Source organism: Stenotrophomonas sp. STEN022 (assembly GCF_056760155.1).
The window spans coordinates 1-16571 of record NZ_JBRREG010000100.1; the positions used below are offsets into that span (position 1 = coordinate 1).

The 16571-nt window shown below is 61.5% G+C and carries 13 protein-coding genes and 1 tRNA gene; all 14 read right to left on the reverse strand.

Going from position 1 to position 16571, the window contains the following annotated elements; all coding sequences use genetic code 11:
- A partial coding sequence (locus ACVOMF_RS17510) for a GTP-binding protein (RefSeq protein WP_481510395.1) occupies nt 1-204 on the reverse strand: 204 nt, incomplete at its 3' end.
- A gap of 50 nt (nt 205-254) precedes the next feature.
- A complete protein-coding gene (gene fusA, locus ACVOMF_RS17515) occupies nt 255-2396 on the reverse strand; it encodes an elongation factor G (RefSeq protein WP_481510396.1) in 2142 nt (713 codons plus the stop codon).
- Between the two features lie 135 nt (nt 2397-2531).
- A complete protein-coding gene (rpsG, locus tag ACVOMF_RS17520) occupies nt 2532-2999 on the reverse strand; it encodes a 30S ribosomal protein S7 (RefSeq protein ID WP_057630019.1) in 468 nt (155 codons plus the stop codon).
- 10 nt (nt 3000-3009) lie between these two features.
- On the reverse strand, nt 3010-3384 hold the full coding sequence (gene rpsL, locus ACVOMF_RS17525) for a 30S ribosomal protein S12 (RefSeq protein ID WP_004145320.1): 375 nt from the start codon (nt 3382-3384) through the stop codon (nt 3010-3012).
- A gap of 229 nt (nt 3385-3613) precedes the next feature.
- Nucleotides 3614-7837, reverse strand: coding sequence for a DNA-directed RNA polymerase subunit beta' (gene rpoC, locus ACVOMF_RS17530; protein WP_481510397.1), 4224 nt, complete (start codon nt 7835-7837; stop codon nt 3614-3616).
- Between the two features lie 89 nt (nt 7838-7926).
- The gene (gene rpoB, locus ACVOMF_RS17535; RefSeq protein ID WP_282270678.1) at nt 7927-12117 is read right to left on the reverse strand and encodes a DNA-directed RNA polymerase subunit beta; all 4191 of its coding nucleotides are present in this window, start codon (nt 12115-12117) and stop codon (nt 7927-7929) included.
- Nucleotides 12118-12430: 313 nt separating this feature from the next.
- Nucleotides 12431-12796, reverse strand: a complete 366-nt coding sequence (gene rplL, locus ACVOMF_RS17540) for a 50S ribosomal protein L7/L12 (RefSeq protein ID WP_282270680.1) — start codon at nt 12794-12796, stop codon at nt 12431-12433.
- A 63-nt stretch (nt 12797-12859) separates the two neighbouring features.
- Nucleotides 12860-13396, reverse strand: a complete 537-nt coding sequence (gene rplJ / locus ACVOMF_RS17545; protein WP_296253869.1) for a 50S ribosomal protein L10 — start codon at nt 13394-13396, stop codon at nt 12860-12862.
- Nucleotides 13397-13875: 479 nt separating this feature from the next.
- On the reverse strand, nt 13876-14574 hold the full coding sequence (gene rplA, locus ACVOMF_RS17550) for a 50S ribosomal protein L1 (RefSeq protein WP_303749023.1): 699 nt from the start codon (nt 14572-14574) through the stop codon (nt 13876-13878).
- Between the two features lie 4 nt (nt 14575-14578).
- The gene (rplK, locus tag ACVOMF_RS17555) at nt 14579-15007 is read right to left on the reverse strand and encodes a 50S ribosomal protein L11 (protein ID WP_057630030.1); all 429 of its coding nucleotides are present in this window, start codon (nt 15005-15007) and stop codon (nt 14579-14581) included.
- A 193-nt stretch (nt 15008-15200) separates the two neighbouring features.
- A complete protein-coding gene (gene nusG, locus ACVOMF_RS17560; protein WP_057630031.1) occupies nt 15201-15761 on the reverse strand; it encodes a transcription termination/antitermination protein NusG in 561 nt (186 codons plus the stop codon).
- A gap of 10 nt (nt 15762-15771) precedes the next feature.
- Nucleotides 15772-16182, reverse strand: a complete 411-nt coding sequence (gene secE, locus ACVOMF_RS17565; RefSeq protein ID WP_296253959.1) for a preprotein translocase subunit SecE — start codon at nt 16180-16182, stop codon at nt 15772-15774.
- Between the two features lie 50 nt (nt 16183-16232).
- A tRNA-Trp gene (locus tag ACVOMF_RS17570) sits at nt 16233-16308 on the reverse strand.
- Nucleotides 16309-16411: 103 nt separating this feature from the next.
- The coding region (locus ACVOMF_RS17575; RefSeq protein WP_481510398.1) for an EF-Tu C-terminal domain-related protein at nt 16412-16571 on the reverse strand (160 nt) is incomplete at its 5' end.

A 16571-nucleotide genomic window follows, 5' to 3' on the forward strand; every position in this document is an offset into this window, starting at 1 on the left:
AACGTGCGCGGTCGAGATCGTGATGCCACGTGCCTTTTCTTCCGGCGCGGCATCGATCGAGGAGTAATCCTTGAACTCGCCACCGAAGCGCTCTGCACCGATCTTGGTCAGCGCTGCGGTCAGGGTGGTCTTGCCATGGTCGACGTGGCCGATGGTGCCGACGTTGACGTGCGGCTTGGTGCGCTCGAACTTGCTCTTGGACATTGTTGTTCCTTGATTATCTATAACTTGGAAGGAGAGGCTGAGTCTGAGACTCAGCCCTTCTTGATGACGGTTTCGGCGATGTTGTTCGGCGCCGGCTCGTAATGGTCGAATTCCATCGTGAAGGTTGCGCGACCCTGGGTCTGCGAACGCAGCGCGGTGGCGTAACCGAACATTTCGCCCAGCGGGATCATCGCATTGATGATGCTGGCCGAGCCGTCACCGGTGGTGCCCGAACCCTGCAGAACGCCACGACGGCGGCTTACGTCGCCCATCACGTCACCCTGGTAGTCTTCCGGGGTCACGATCTCGACCTTCATGATCGGCTCCAGCAGAACCGGCTTGGCCTTGGCGAAGCCCTGCTTGAAGGCCATCGACGAGGCGAGCTTGAACGCCATTTCCGAGGAGTCAACGTCATGGTACGAGCCGAACACCAGCTTGACCTTGACGTCCACCACCGGGAAGCCAGCCAGCGGACCACTGGTGATGGTTTCGCGCAGGCCCTTTTCCACGGAAGGAATGAATTCCTTCGGGATCACGCCGCCGGTGATGTCGTTGATGAACAGGAAGTCATCCTTGATGGCGGCAGCCAGCTTCGGATCGGCACGGTCTTCAGCGGTGATCGGCGACAGCTCGATCACGACGTGACCGTACTGACCCTTACCACCGGACTGCTTGGCGTGCTTGTAATCCGACTTGACGTCAGCCTGCTGGATGGTTTCGCGGTAGGCCACCTGCGGCTTGCCGACGTTGGCTTCAACGTTGAACTCGCGCTTGAGGCGGTCAACGATGATGTCCAGGTGCAGCTCGCCCATGCCGGAGATGATGGTCTGGCCGGATTCTTCGTCGGTCTTGACGCGGAACGACGGATCTTCCTGTGCCAGACGGCCCAGTGCCAGACCCATCTTTTCCTGGTCCGACTTGGTCTTCGGCTCGACAGCCATCGAGATCACCGGCTCCGGGAACACCATGCGCTCAAGCACGATCGGTGCTTCGAGCGAGCACAGCGTGTCACCGGTGGTGGTGTCCTTCAGGCCCACGGCAGCGGCGATGTCACCAGCCAGAACTTCCTTGATTTCCTCGCGGTTGTTCGAGTGCATCTGCAGGATGCGGCCGATACGCTCTTTCTTGTTCTTCACCGAGTTCAGCACGGTGTCGCCACCGTTCAGGGTGCCCGAGTAGACACGGAAGAAGGTCAGCGCGCCAACGAACGGATCGGTGATGATCTTGAACGCCAGCGACGAGAACGGAGCCTTGTCGTCCGACTTGCGGGTCATCTCGATGGAGTCGTCGTCGACGTCGGTGCCCTTCACGTCAGGCACGTCAACCGGCGACGGCAGCAACTGGATCACGCCGTCCAGCATGGCCTGCACGCCCTTGTTCTTGAACGCCGAACCACAGAACATCGGCACGATTTCCACGGCCAGCGTACGGGTACGCAGGGCCTGGATGATCTCGGCCTCGTTCAGCTCTTCGCCGCCCAGGTACTTTTCCATCAGCTCTTCGCTGGCTTCAGCCGCGGTTTCGATCATGAAGGTGCGGGCTTCTTCAGCCGCCGCCTGCAGATCAGCCGGGATTTCGCCGTACTCGAACTTCATGCCCTGCGAAGCCTCATCCCAATGGATGGCCTTCATCTTGAGCAGATCGACCACGCCCTTGAAGCCTTCTTCGGCACCGATCGGCAGCTGCATCGGCACGGCGACGGCGCCGAGCTTGGCCTTCAGCTGGTCACGGACCTTCAGGAAGTTGGCACCGGTACGGTCCATCTTGTTGACGAACGCGATGCGCGGGACCTGGTACTTGTTGGCCTGGCGCCACACGGTCTCGGACTGCGGCTGCACGCCACCAACGGCACACAGCACGAACACCGCACCGTCGAGCACGCGCAGGGAGCGTTCGACTTCGATAGTGAAGTCAACGTGCCCGGGGGTGTCGATGATGTTGAAACGGTGCTCCGGCAGGGACTTGTCCATGCCCTTCCAGAACGCGGTGGTAGCAGCGGACTGGATCGTGATGCCACGTTCCTGCTCCTGCTCCATCCAGTCCATGGTGGCGGCGCCATCATGCACTTCACCGAGCTTGTGGCTTTTGCCGGTGTAGAACAGGATGCGCTCGGACGTGGTGGTCTTGCCGGCATCGATGTGGGCCATGATGCCGAAGTTACGGTAACGCTCGATAGGAGTGGTGCGGGCCACGGGAGCCTCTCAATTTCTTGGAATTCGGATGGCCGAACGCCGCCTTGCGGCGGCCTTCGGATTTAAGCAGCGCTCAAAGCGCTACAAGCAGCACCACATGGGTGCCAGGGGCCCTGTTTCCAAGGCCCCCACAACTCACCAGCGGTAGTGAGCGAAGGCCTTGTTCGCTTCCGCCATACGGTGGGTTTCTTCGCGCTTCTTGATGGCGCCGCCACGGTTTTCCGAAGCGTCCAGCAGTTCAGCAGCCAGCTTGCGCGGCATGGTGTTCTCGCCGCGCTTACGCGCCGAGTCGATCAGCCAACGCATGGCCAGGGCCATCTTGCGCGAAGCGCGCACTTCGACCGGCACCTGATAGGTGGCACCACCGACGCGACGCGACTTCACTTCCACGCCCGGAGCAACGTTGTCCAGTGCCTTCTGCACCAGCTCGATTGCGTTCGGGTTCTTTTCGCTGATCACGTCCATGGCGCCATAGACGATCTTTTCAGCAACGGACTTCTTGCCGCTCAACATGACCATGTTGATGAAGCGGGCAATGGTTTCGCTCTTGTGCTTCGGATCCGGCAGGACCGAACGCTGGGGAGTATTACCTTTACGTGACATGTCTTATTCCTCAGGCCTTCGGACGCTTTGCGCCGTACTTCGAACGCGCCTGACGACGCTTGGCGACGCCGGCGGCATCGAGCGAGCCACGGACGGTGTGGTAACGCACACCCGGCAGATCCTTGACGCGACCGCCGCGGATCAGGACCACGGAGTGCTCCTGCAGGTTGTGGCCTTCACCACCGATGTAGGAAATCACTTCTTCCTGGTTGGTCAGGCGAACCTTTGCAACCTTGCGCAGAGCCGAGTTCGGCTTCTTCGGAGTGGTGGTGTACACGCGCGTGCAGACGCCACGGCGCTGCGGGCACTTGTCGAGCGCCGGCGAGGCACTCTTGTAGGTGGTAGCTTGACGCGGCTTGCGTACCAGCTGGTTGATCGTCGCCATCAGTAGGTTCTTCTGATTGGGGCCGCCAAAAAACGGCCAGGATGCGGAAATTGTAAAGCAGGCCAAAATTTTGGCCTGCTGAGACAGACGATTGTAGCAACTTGTCAAGAGCCCAGTCAAACAGGCCCATGCCAAGCCAGCCCTGATCCAGAGCCGTTACAGGGGTATCTCCATATTCCCCGTTCAGGTCGAACTGCCGGTCCGCGAACGGACCGGCGGATCAAACTACTTACTCTTCACCAGTCGCCGGTTCAGCTTCCGGTGCCACCACCGCCGGTTCAGCGACCACGGCCGGACCGGCCAGGGTTGCGATTTCCGAATCGGTCAGACCCGACGCGTTACGACGGCGCTGGGCGTGGTACGCAAGGCCGGTACCCGCCGGAATCAGGCGGCCGACGATCACGTTTTCCTTCAGGCCGCGCAGGCCATCGGAGGTACCGCGCACGGCAGCCTCGGTCAGCACGCGGGTGGTTTCCTGGAACGAAGCCGCCGAGATGAACGACTCGGTGGCCAGCGATGCCTTGGTGATACCCAGCAGCACCGGCTCGAAACGTGCCGGCAGCTCGTTGCGGGCGATCAGCTTGGCATTCTCCTCGATCACGCGCTGGCGCTCGGCCTGCTCGCCATTGAGGAACTTGCTGCTGCCCTGGTCGACGATTTCCACCTTGCGCAGCATCTGGCGCGAGATCACTTCAATGTGCTTGTCGTTGATCTTCACGCCCTGCAGGCGGTAAACGTCCTGGATTTCCTTGACCAGGTAGCGGGCCAGTTCTTCCACGCCCTTCAGGCGCAGGATGTCCTGCGGGCTCGGCTCGCCGTCCACCACGGTTTCACCGCGGGTCACGTGCTCACCTTCGAACACGATGATCTGGCGGTACTTCGGAATCAGCTCTTCGTGCTCCGAACCATCAGTATCCTTGATGATCAGGCGCTGCTTGCCCTTGGTGTCCTTGCCGAAGCTGATGATACCCGAACGCTCGGCCAGGATCGCCGGGTCCTTCGGCTTGCGGGCTTCGAACAAGTCGGCAACGCGCGGCAGACCACCGGTGATGTCGCGGGTCTTCGAGGCTTCCTGCGGGATCTTGGCAACCACGTCGCCCACGCCTACCGGCGCGCCATCCTGCAGGTTGACGATCGAGCGCGGCGGCAGCAGGTACTGTGCCGGCAGGTCGGTGCCCGGGATGGTCAGGTCATTGCCCTTGCCATCGACGATGCGGACCAGCGGACGCAGATCCTTGGCCTGCGAGCCACGACGCTTCGGATCGGTGATTTCGCGCGAGGCCAGACCGGTCAGTTCATCGGTCTTCTCGATCACGGTCACGCCATCGATGAAGTCGATGAAGCGCACGAAACCAGCCACTTCCGACACGATCGGGTGGTTATGCGGGTCCCAGTTGGCCACGGTCTGGCCAGCCTTGATTTCCGCACCGTCCTTGACGCCGATGCTGGCACCGTACGGCAGCTTGTAGCGCTCACGCTCACGGCCATGCGGGTCGAGCACGGAGATTTCACCCGAACGCGAGACCGCAACCAGCGAACCGCTGGTCTGCTCGACGTGCTTCAGGTTGGAGAACTTCACCGAACCGGTGGTCTTGACGGTGATGTTGTCGACCGCAGCCGCACGCGATGCCGCACCACCGATGTGGAACGTACGCATGGTCAGCTGGGTACCCGGCTCACCGATCGACTGTGCGGCGATGACGCCGACCGCTTCACCGATGTTGACGATGTGGCCACGGGCCAGATCGCGGCCGTAGCACAGGCTGCAGACACCGAAGGACGAGGCGCAGGTGATGGTCGAGCGGACCTTGATGGTCTGCACGCCGGCTTCTTCCAGCTTGTTCACCCACTGCTCGTCGAGCACGGTGTTGCGGGTCACGATCGGATCTTCGTCGTTGCCCGGCAGGAACACGTCCTCGGCCACGACGCGGCCCAGCACGCGGTCCTTCAACGGCTCAACCACGTCGCCGCCTTCCACGATCGGAATCATGGTCAGGCCCTCGGAGGTGCCGCAATCGACCTCGGTGATCACCACGTCCTGTGCCACGTCGACCAGACGACGGGTCAGGTAACCCGAGTTCGCCGTCTTCAACGCGGTATCGGCCAGACCCTTACGGGCACCGTGGGTGGAGTTGAAGTACTCCTGCACGTTCAGGCCTTCGCGGAAGTTCGCCTTGATGGGCGTCTCGATGATCGAGCCGTCCGGACGCGCCATCAGGCCACGCATACCGGCCAGCTGACGGATCTGCGCCTGGCTACCACGCGCACCGGAGTCGGCCATGATGTACAGCGAGTTCATCGACTTCTGGTCGACCATCTCACCGTCGCTGCCCACGACCTTCTCGGTACCGATGGTTTCCATCATCGCCTTGGCGATGCGCTCATTGGTACGCGACCAGATGTCGACCACCTTGTTGTAGCGCTCGCCAGCGGTGACCAGACCGGACTGGTACTGCTCCTGGATTTCCAGCACTTCGGCTTCGGCTTCGCCGAGGATGCCCTTCTTCTCGTCCGGGATCAGCATGTCGTCGATGCCGATCGACACGCCAGCGCGGGTTGCGTAGGCATAGCCGGTGTACATCAGCTTGTCGGCGAACACCACGGTGTCCTTCAGACCCAGCAGACGGTAGCTCTGGTTGATCAGGCGCGAGATGTTCTTCTTGGTCATCTCGGTGTTGCACAGCTCGAACGGCAGGCCTTCCGGCATGATCTCGCTCAGCAGCGCACGGCCGACGGTGGTGTCGACGATCGAGGTCTTCTTGACCTTGTTGCCGTCTTCGTCACGCTCGACCTGCACGATGCGCACCTTGACGCGGGCGTGCAGCTCAACCAGACGGTTGTCGTAGGCACGCTTCACTTCGTCGGTGTTCGCGAACACCATGCCCTCGCCCTGCTTGTTCACCAGCGAGCGCGCCATGTAGTACAGGCCCAACACCACGTCCTGCGACGGCACGATGATCGGCTCGCCGTTGGCCGGCGACAGGATGTTGTTGGTGGACATCATCAGCGCACGCGCTTCCAGCTGGGCTTCCAGCGAGAGCGGCACGTGGACGGCCATCTGGTCACCGTCGAAGTCGGCGTTGAATGCGGTACACACCAGCGGATGCAGCTGGATGGCCTTGCCTTCGATCAACAGCGGTTCGAACGCCTGGATGCCCAGACGGTGCAGGGTCGGCGCACGGTTCAGCAGCACCGGATGTTCGCGGATGACTTCTTCCAGGACGTCCCAGACTTCGCCTTCTTCGCGCTCGACCAGCTTCTTGGCAGCCTTGATGGTGGTAGCCAGGCCACGACGCTGCAGCTTGGCGAACACGAACGGCTTGAACAGCTCAAGCGCCATCTTCTTCGGCAGGCCGCACTGGTGCAGCTTCAGGTACGGACCCACGGTGATCACCGAACGGCCCGAGTAATCGACGCGCTTGCCCAGCAGGTTCTGACGGAAGCGACCCTGCTTACCCTTGATCATGTCGGCCAGCGACTTGAGCGGGCGCTTGTTGGTGCCGGTGATCGCACGGCCACGACGGCCGTTGTCCAGCAGGGCGTCAACCGATTCCTGCAGCATGCGCTTTTCGTTGCGCACGATGATGTCCGGAGCGTTGAGCTCCAGCAGGCGGCGCAGACGGTTGTTACGGTTGATAACGCGGCGGTACAGATCGTTCAGATCCGAGGTCGCGAAGCGGCCACCGTCCAGCGGCACCAGCGGACGCAGGTCCGGCGGCAGCACCGGCAGCACGGTCATCACCATCCACTCCGGGCGGTTGCCCGACTCGAGGAAGGCTTCGACCAGCTTGATGCGCTTGGTCAGACGCTTGAGCTTGGTTTCCGAACCGGTCGAGGCGATTTCCTCGCGCAGGCGGACCATTTCGGCCTGCAGGTCGATGGTGCGCAGCAGTTCGTACACGGCCTCGGCGCCCATGGCGGCGTCGAAGTCGTCGCCGTGCTCCTGACGGGCCTGCAGGTACTGTTCTTCGGTCAGCAGCTGGCGGCGCTCCAGGGCGGTCAGGCCCGGCTCGGTCACCACGTAGGCTTCGAAGTACAGCACGCGCTCGATGTCACGCAGGGTCATGTCCAGCATCAGGCCGATGCGCGACGGCAGCGACTTGAGGAACCAGATGTGCGCGACCGGCGATGCCAGGTCGATGTGGCCCATGCGCTCGCGGCGCACCTTGGCCAGGGTGACTTCAGTGCCGCACTTTTCGCAGACGACGCCGCGGTGCTTCATGCGCTTGTACTTGCCGCACAGGCACTCGTAGTCCTTGACCGGTCCGAAGATGGCGGCGCAGAACAGGCCGTCACGTTCCGGCTTGAAGGTACGGTAGTTGATGGTTTCCGGCTTCTTCACTTCGCCGAAGGACCACGAACGGATCAGGTCCGGCGAGGCCAGCGCGATCTTGATCGCGTCGAAGTCCAGCGTCTGGCGCTGCTGGTTGAAGAGGTTGAGCAGGTCTTTCATGGTGTTCTCCGAAAGGAGGAAATCTGTGTCGATGGGCTGTCAGTCAGTGCTGGCGGCGGTGCTGAATAACTCCAGCTGCGCCTGCGCAATCAACCGCCTTCCAGTTCCATGTTGATGGCCAGCGAGCGGATTTCCTTCACCAAAACGTTGAAGGATTCCGGCATGCCCGCAACCATCTCGTGTTCACCGTCGACGATGTTCTTGTACATCTGGTTACGGCCCTGTACGTCATCGGACTTCACCGTCAGCATTTCCTGCAGGGTGTAGGCCGCGCCGTAGGCTTCCAGTGCCCAGACTTCCATTTCACCGAAGCGCTGACCACCGAACTGCGCCTTACCACCCAGCGGCTGCTGGGTAACGAGCGAGTACGGACCGGTCGAACGGGCATGCATCTTGTCGTCGACCAGGTGGTTCAACTTCAGGTAATGCATGTAGCCGACCGTGGTCTTGCGGTCGAAGGCTTCGCCGGTGCGGCCGTCATACAGCTGCATCTGCGTCTTGCTGGCGTTGAAGCCCAGGCGAGCGGTTTCCGGTGCTTCATCCGGGTAGGCCAGATTCAGCATTTCGCGGATTTCCTCTTCCGCCGCGCCATCGAACACCGGGGTTGCCATCGGCACGCCGTCGGTCAGGTTCTTGGCCAGGTTCAGCAGCTCTTCGTCGCTGAACTGGGACAGGTCCACGCGCTGCTCGGAGATGGCCGAGTCATGGTTGTAGATCTTGCCCAGGAACTCACGCAGTTCGCTGACCGCACGCTGCTGTTCCAGCATGCCCTGGATGCGCTTGCCCAGGCCCTTTGCGGCCCAGCCCAAATGCACTTCCAGAATCTGGCCGATGTTCATACGCGACGGCACGCCCAGCGGATTCAAGCAGATGTCCACGGTGTTGCCGTCAGCCATGTACGGCATGTCTTCGACCGGCACCACGTTGGAGACCACACCCTTGTTACCGTGGCGGCCTGCCATCTTGTCACCCGGCTGGATGCGACGCTTCACGGCCAGGAACACCTTGACCATCTTCAGCACGCCCGGTGCCAGATCGTCGCCCTGGGTGATCTTGCCGCGCTTGTCGGCGAAGCGACGCTCGAATTCCTTCTCGTGTGCCTGGATCTGCATCTGGGCACGTTCGATGGCGTCGGACGCGTCATCGTCCTTCATGCGCAGGGTGAACCAGTCGGACTTCTTCAGGCCGTCCAGGAACGCATCGGTGATCACGTCACCCTTCTTCAGACTGGCGCCGCCGTTGGCAACCTTGCCCACGAGCTGCGAACGCAGACGTGCGTAGATGGCGCCTTCCAGGATGCGGAACTGGTCGTCGAAGTCCTTCTTGACGCGCTTGATCTCGTTTTCTTCGATCTGGCGTGCGCGCTTGTCCTTCTCGATGCCGTCGCGGGTGAAGACCTGCACGTCGATGACGGTGCCGTCCATGCCCGGCGGAACGCGCAGCGAGCTGTCCTTAACGTCCGAAGCCTTCTCGCCGAAGATGGCGCGCAGCAGCTTCTCTTCCGGGGTCAGCTGGCTCTCGCCCTTCGGCGTGACCTTGCCAACCATGATGTCGCCGGCACGCACTTCCGCACCGATGTACACCACGCCGGATTCGTCCAGACGGTTCAGCGCCTGCTCGGACACGTTCGGGATGTCGGCGGAAATTTCCTCCGGCCCCAACTTGGTGTCACGCGCAACGCAGGTCAGTTCTTCGATGTGGATCGTGGTGTAACGATCTTCCTCGACCACACGCTCGGACAGCAGGATGGAGTCTTCGAAGTTGTAGCCGTTCCACGGCATGAAGGCGATCAGCATGTTCTGACCCAGCGCCAGCTCACCGATGTCGGTGGACGGGCCATCGGCCAGCACGTCGCCGCGCGCGATCACGTCACCCACGTTCACCAGCGGACGCTGGTTGATGCAGGTGTTCTGGTTCGAACGGGTGTACTTGATCAGGTTGTAGATATCCACGCCGGCATCTGCCGGATCGGTGATCTCGTTCTCGTTGGCCTTGACCACGATGCGGCCGGCGTCGATCTGCACGATCTGGCCACCACGCAGGGCGTTCACGGTCACACCCGAGTCACGGGCCACGGCGCGTTCGATACCGGTACCCACCAGCGGCTTCTGCGCACGCAGGGTCGGCACGGCCTGGCGCTGCATGTTGGCGCCCATCAGTGCACGGTTTGCGTCATCGTGCTCCAGGAACGGAACCAGCGCGGCGGCGACCGACACGGTCTGCATCGGCGAGACGTCCATGAAGTGGACTTCTGCCGGCGGCTTGAGCAGCGACTCACCCTGGAAGCGGCACGGTACGAACTGCTCGGTGAGCATGTTCTTGGCATCAGTCAGGGCGTTGGCCTGGGCGATGACGTACTCGTTCTCTTCGATGGCCGACAGGAACTCGACTTCGTCGGAGACCTTGCCGTCATGCACCTTGCGGTACGGAGTTTCCAGGAAGCCGTACTTGTTGGTACGCGCGAACACGGCCAGCGAGTTGATCAGGCCGATGTTCGGGCCTTCCGGCGTTTCAATGGTGCAGACGCGGCCGTAATGGGTCGGGTGCACGTCGCGGACTTCGAAGCCAGCGCGTTCGCGGGTCAGGCCGCCCGGGCCCAACGCCGAGACGCGACGCTTGTGCGTCACTTCCGACAGCGGGTTGTTCTGATCCATGAACTGCGACAGCTGCGAGGAACCGAAGAATTCCTTGATCGCGGCAGCCACCGGCTTGGCGTTGATCAGCTCCTGCGGGGTCAAGCCTTCCGACTCGGCCATCGACAGGCGCTCCTTGACCGCGCGCTCGACGCGGACCAGGCCCACGCGGAACACGTTCTCGGCCATTTCACCGACCGAACGCACGCGACGGTTGCCCAGGTGATCGATGTCATCGACCACGCCGCGACCGTTGCGGATCTCGGTCAGCACCTTGATCACGTCCAGGATGTCCGAACCTTCGCCGTGTGCGGCGACCAGGCGCTTGGATTCCTCGTCGTTGCGCTCGCCGAAGTACTTGCGGTCGTACAGCACCGACTCACCGGTGACTTCCTTGCGGCCGACACGACGGTTGAACTTCATGCGGCCAACCGTGGACAGGTCGTAGCGCTCGAAGGTGAAGAACAGGTTGTGGAACAGGTTCTGCGCAGCGTCCTTGGTCGGCGGCTCGCCCGGACGCATCATGCGATAGATTTCGACCAGCGCTTCGAGCTGGGTCTTGGTGCCATCGATGCGCAGGGTGTTGGACAGGTACGGGCCACGATCCAGATCGTTCACCCACAGCGTGCCCACTGCATCAACGCCCGCCTTGCGGAAGTTCTGCAGCTGCTCGTCGCTGATTTCGTCGTTGGCCTGGGCCAGCAGTTCACCGGTGTTGGCATCAACCACGTCGTGCGACAGGATGCGGCCGACGATGTAGTCGTCCGGCACGGCCAAGGCAGCGATGCCCGAGGCCTGCAGCTGCTTGATGTGGCGCGCGGTGATGCGCTTGCCGGCTTCCACGATGACCTTGTCGCCGTCAGCCAGGTCGAAGTTCAGCGTTTCGCCACGCAGACGCTCCGGCACCAGCTCCAGCTGCACGCCTTCGTCCGGGTTGATGTGGAAGGTGTTGACCTCGAAGAACTCGGCCAGCATCTCTTCGTTGTTGTAGCCCAGCGCACGCAGCAGCACCGACACCGGCAACTTGCGGCGGCGGTCGATACGGGTGAACAGTGCGTCCTTCGGGTCGAACTCGAAGTCCAGCCAGGAACCGCGGTACGGAATGATGCGGGCGCTGTACAGCAGCTTGCCCGAGCTGTGGGTCTTGCCACGGTCGTGGTCGAAGAACACGCCCGGCGAACGGTGCAGCTGCGACACGATGACGCGCTCGGTACCGTTGACGATGAAGGTGCCGTTGTCGGTCATCAACGGGATTTCGCCCAGATAGACCTCCTGCTCCTTCACGTACTTGATCGCCTTGGTCGACGATTCACGGTCGTAGATGACCAGACGCACGGTGACGCGCAGCGGCGCGCCGTAGCTCATGCCACGCTGGCGGCACTCGCGCTCGTCAAACACCGGATCGCCCAGCTTGTAGCCGACGTATTCCAGGGCAGCATTGCCGCTGTAGCTGGAAATCGGGAACACCGACTTCAGCGCAGCATGCAGGCCGTGGTCGGAGCGCTTGGCCGGGTCGATGTTTTCCTGCAGGAATTCGCGGTACGAATCAACCTGGATCGCGAGCAGGAACGGCACCTCGAGGATCGAGCGCTGCTTGCCGAAATCTTTGCGGATGCGCTTTTTTTCGGTGTACGAATAGGACGTCATGAGGTCTTCCACCTTGTTGTGCGAGCCGTGCGTCCACGACCCGTAAGGAAATCTTGAAATTGTCAGTTGGAAGTCGCTGGTATTGCCGGCACCAGCACGCCTTCTATTGCTACTTCCAACTGCCAACTCGCTTGTATCGGCTGCGGGTCACCCCATCGTCTGGAGCGCAGCGCCTGACACTTGCCACGTTGGTCTTTCTATTGCCTGCCAGGCACGCCCGGCATTACAACGGTTTGAAACGACCAAAGGCCGGGGGCTTTACGCCCCCAGCCTTGGCTGCATCGCCGTGAATCGATGACGATGCAAGAACTGATTACTTCAGCTCGACGGTCGCGCCGGCGGCTTCCAGTTCCTTCTTGAACTTGTCGGCGTCTTCCTTCGAAGCGCCTTCCTTCACGACGCCGCCGGCTTCAGCCAGGTCCTTCGCTTCCTTCAGGCCCAGGCCGGTGATGGCGCGGACGGCCTTAATCACTTCGACCTTCTTCGCGCCGGCATCCTTCAGGATGACGTTGAATTCGGTCTGCTCTTCAACAGCAGCAACCGGGCCAGCAGCAGCAACTGCAACCGGGGCAGCAGCCGACACGCCGAACTTCTCTTCGATGGCCTTGACCAGCTCCATCACTTCCATCAGGGACTTTTCGGCGATTGCGTCGACGATCTGATCGTTGGTAAGGGACATTTTGATTACCTTTTGAAAATATTCTGGATTGAGGTTCCGTGCGGAACCACGGAGACGTCGAACTTAGACGGCTTCAGCTTCAGCGGCCGGCGCTGCAGCTTCCGCTGCGCCACCTTCCTGCTTCTCACCGATAGCCTTGACGGCGCGGGCGAACATGGTGACCGGCTCGGTCAGGACGCGGGCCAACATGGCCAGGGCCTGATCACGGGTCGGCAACGATGCCAGCACGTCGACGTGGCTGGCCGGGAAAACTTCCCCGCCGATTGCCACGACCTTCGCCTTCAGCTTGTCGTTACCCTTGGCGGCGTCCTTGATCAGGCGACCGGCTGCGCCGGGCTCCTCAAGCGAAAACGCATACAGCAGCGGACCAACCATCTGGTCTTTTGCAACTGCGAAATCGGTGCCTTCAACGGCGCGCGAGGCCAGCGTGTTCTTGACAACCTTCAAGAAAACACCGGTTTCGCGGGCCTGCTTACGCATCGCGGTCATCTGAGCGACCGTGGTGCCAGCGTATTCGGCTGCGATCAAGGAGTGGGCCTTGGCGGCGACGTCTGCCAGCTCGGCGACTACTTCTTGCTTCTGGGACAGATTGAGAGCCATTGCACTCCTCCGTTTAAGCTGGGATTGGGAATTCGGGACCCGGGATTGGCAAGAGCGGCAATGCCACTGCTGCAGGCCTCCCTGGCCGAACCTCAACACCCTGCTTCAAACATATTCCGCTTACGGCTCCTAGCCGTGTGCGGTCCTGGGCGGCATCCGTCCTGGACGCCGGGAACATCGGGTGATGTTCCGGTGGTGGCCGTTCTAGAGCTGGAGTGCAAACCCGGGCAAACCCGGACGTACGTGAACCAGAAAAATCCAGAAGGGCGGCACCATCTACGCAGGGTGATCCGAGAACGAATCGATTAAGCGATCTCGCTGTGCCGGCGGCGACTCCTTGCCAAATCGAGCTTCCATGCCCGTCGCCGGTATGCGCTGACCGCGCCTGCGGTCTTTGACGGCTCCACGCAGGTCACCCTGCGCGACGCCTTCAAAATGACGGCCCCGGCACCAAAGGGTACCGAGGCCGCTTCAAACAATTACTTCAGGGTCAGCGAGGACTGGTCAACAGTCACGCCCGGGCCCATCGTCGAGCTGACCGACACCTTCTGCAGGTACAGGCCCTTCGAGGTGGCCGGCTTGGCCTTGATCAGGTCAACCAGCAGTGCCTGCAGGTTCGACTGCAGCGCGCCGTTTTCGAAGCTGGCCTTGCCGATGGTGCAGTGGATGATGCCTGCCTTGTCGGTGCGGTAACGCACCTGACCCGACTTGGCATTCTTGACGGCTTCGCCCGGGTTGGCCGAAACGGTGCCGACCTTCGGGTTCGGCATCAAGCCACGCGGGCCCAGCAGGGTGCCCAGCTTACCGACAACGCGCATCGCGTCCGGGGTAGCAATGACGACGTCATAGTTCAGATCGCCGGCCTGCATCTTCTCAGCCAGATCGTCCATGCCGACGGCTTCGGCGCCAGCGGCCAGGGCTTCATCAGCCTTGGCACCGGCCGGAGCGAACACGGCAACGCGGACCGACTTGCCGGTACCGGCGGGCAGCACGGTGGAACCGCGAACCTGCTGGTCGGACTTCTTGGCATCCACGCCCAGACGCACGGCCACGTCGATCGACTCGACGAACTTGGCCTTGGTGGCGGTCTTCAGGATGTTGATTGCGTCCTCGAAGGCATATGCCTTGCCCGGGACGATAGCGGCCTTGATGGCCTTCTCACGCTTGGTCTGTGCCATCAGATTAACCCTCTACCACCAGGCCCATGGAACGGGCAGAACCCGCGATCGTACGCACGGCGGCGTCAAGGCTGGCAGCCGTCAGATCCGGCTCCTTTGCCTTGCAGATTTCTTCCAGCTGCGCGCGAGTAACCTTGCCCACCTTGTCGGTGTTCGGCTTCTTCGAGCCCGAAGAAATGCCAGCGGCCTTCTTCAGCAGCGTGGTCGCCGGGGTGCTCTTGGTGATGAAGGTGAACGTACGGTCCGAATAGGCCGTGATGATCACCGGCACCGGCAGACCCGGTTCCAGCTTCTGCGTGGCAGCGTTGAACGCCTTGCAGAATTCCATGATGTTCAGGCCACGCTGACCCAGCGCAGGACCGACCGGCGGCGAGGGATTGGCCTGACCGGCCTTTACCTGCAGCTTGATATAACCGACAACTTTCTTTGCCATTAGAGTGCTCTCCGGGTGCTAGCGCCTTGCGACAACAGGCTCCCCATCGGACCGGGAATCACGCGTCCCGGCATCGCGTTGTGAAATCGCACCAAAGGCCACCTCGCGGCAGCCCTTGATTTGCTCCCTCATTGGGGAGCCGAAAATTGTAGCAGCTTTTTGCGACGCCACCTGAACAGGTGGCGTGCAGCCATCAGATCGCTTTCTCGACCTGGCCGAATTCAAGCTCGACCGGGGTGGCGCGACCAAAGATCAGCACCGAGACGCGCAGACGGCTCTTTTCGTAATTGACTTCTTCGACAACGCCGTTGAAATCATTGAACGGACCTTCGGTGACACGAACCATCTGGCCTGGCTCAAACAGCACCTTCGGACGCGGCTTCTCGACACCTTCCTGAACGCGATTCAGGATGGCAGCGGCTTCGCTGTCCTGGATCGGCAGTGGACGGTCGGCAGTGCCACCAATGAAACCCATGACCTTCGGGGTTTCCTTCACCAAGTGCCAGCTTTCGTTGTCGATGCGCGGGATACCAGCTTCTTCGTGGGTCTCGATCTGTACCAGCACGTAACCGGGGAAGAACTTGCGCTCGGAGCGGCGCTTCTGGCCAGCGCGCATTTCCACCACTTCTTCCGTGGGGACCAGCACGTCGCCGAAAAGCTCCTGCATCTCGTCACGCGCAATGCGATCACGCAATGCCTGCGCAACCGACTTCTCAAAACCTGAATAGGCGTGAACGACGTACCAACGCTTCACAGATATCTCCTTAACGACCCAGGAACCACTGGGTCAGCTTCTGGATCACGAAGTCGAAGCCACCCAACAACAGGCTCAACACGATCACCACCACAACCACCACCCACGTCATGCGGATAGCTTCCTGGCGGGTCGGCCACACAACCTTGCGCAGCTCGAAACGGGATTCAGAAAGGAATTCGATTGTCTGACGACCCTTCGTGGTCAGCATGAACACCGCACCACCGGCCACCAGACCCAAAACCACTGCCAGCGCACGCCACTGACCGGCCCATGCGCCCAGCTGGGCAGCACGCGGCTGATCGGCAAACCAGAACCAGACAAACAAACCAGCCAGCACCAACAGCGCAGCGCCGACGTACTTGACGATATCGCCACCAGAAGACGCGGCGGGCTTGGAATGTTCGATCTTGCTGTTCATCCGACTCTTGTAGCTGGTGCGACCAAGGTCACTGGATAGAGAGTTGCAAATGGCACGCCAGGAGGGACTCGAACCCCCAACCTGCGGTTTTGGAGACCGCTGCTCTGCCAATTGAGCTACTGGCGTAAAACTTGACTATTACATACCACCTTAGACAGCGAAGGCGGACCGAGGTACCCGGCCCGCCATCCGCGCCGCCAACAGCAGTACTGCTGGCGCTACAGGCTTATTAAGCGACGATCTTTGCGACCACGCCGGCGCCGACGGTACGGCCACCTTCGCGGATTGCGAAGCGCAAGCCTTCGTCCATTGCCACCGGGTTGATCAGGGTGACAACCATCTTCACGTTGTCGCCCGGCATCACCATCTCGACGCCTTCCGGCAGCTCA

Bases quoted from the DNA above. Each gene is read 5' to 3' on its own strand.
- rpoC (WP_481510397.1), bottom strand. From the start codon at position 7,837: ATGAAAGACCTGCTCAACCTCTTCAACCAGCAGCGCCAGACGCTGGAC.
- rplA (WP_303749023.1), bottom strand. From the start codon at position 14,574: ATGGCACAGACCAAGCGTGAGAAGGCCATCAAGGCCGCTATCGTCCCG.
- rplL (WP_282270680.1), bottom strand. From the start codon at position 12,796: ATGTCCCTTACCAACGATCAGATCGTCGACGCAATCGCCGAAAAGTCC.
- rplK (WP_057630030.1), bottom strand. From the start codon at position 15,007: ATGGCAAAGAAAGTTGTCGGTTATATCAAGCTGCAGGTAAAGGCCGGT.
- rpsL (WP_004145320.1), bottom strand. From the start codon at position 3,384: ATGGCGACGATCAACCAGCTGGTACGCAAGCCGCGTCAAGCTACCACC.
- rplJ (WP_296253869.1), bottom strand. From the start codon at position 13,396: ATGGCTCTCAATCTGTCCCAGAAGCAAGAAGTAGTCGCCGAGCTGGCA.
- rpoB (WP_282270678.1), bottom strand. From the start codon at position 12,117: ATGACGTCCTATTCGTACACCGAAAAAAAGCGCATCCGCAAAGATTTC.
- rpsG (WP_057630019.1), bottom strand. From the start codon at position 2,999: ATGTCACGTAAAGGTAATACTCCCCAGCGTTCGGTCCTGCCGGATCCG.
- secE (WP_296253959.1), bottom strand. From the start codon at position 16,182: ATGAACAGCAAGATCGAACATTCCAAGCCCGCCGCGTCTTCTGGTGGC.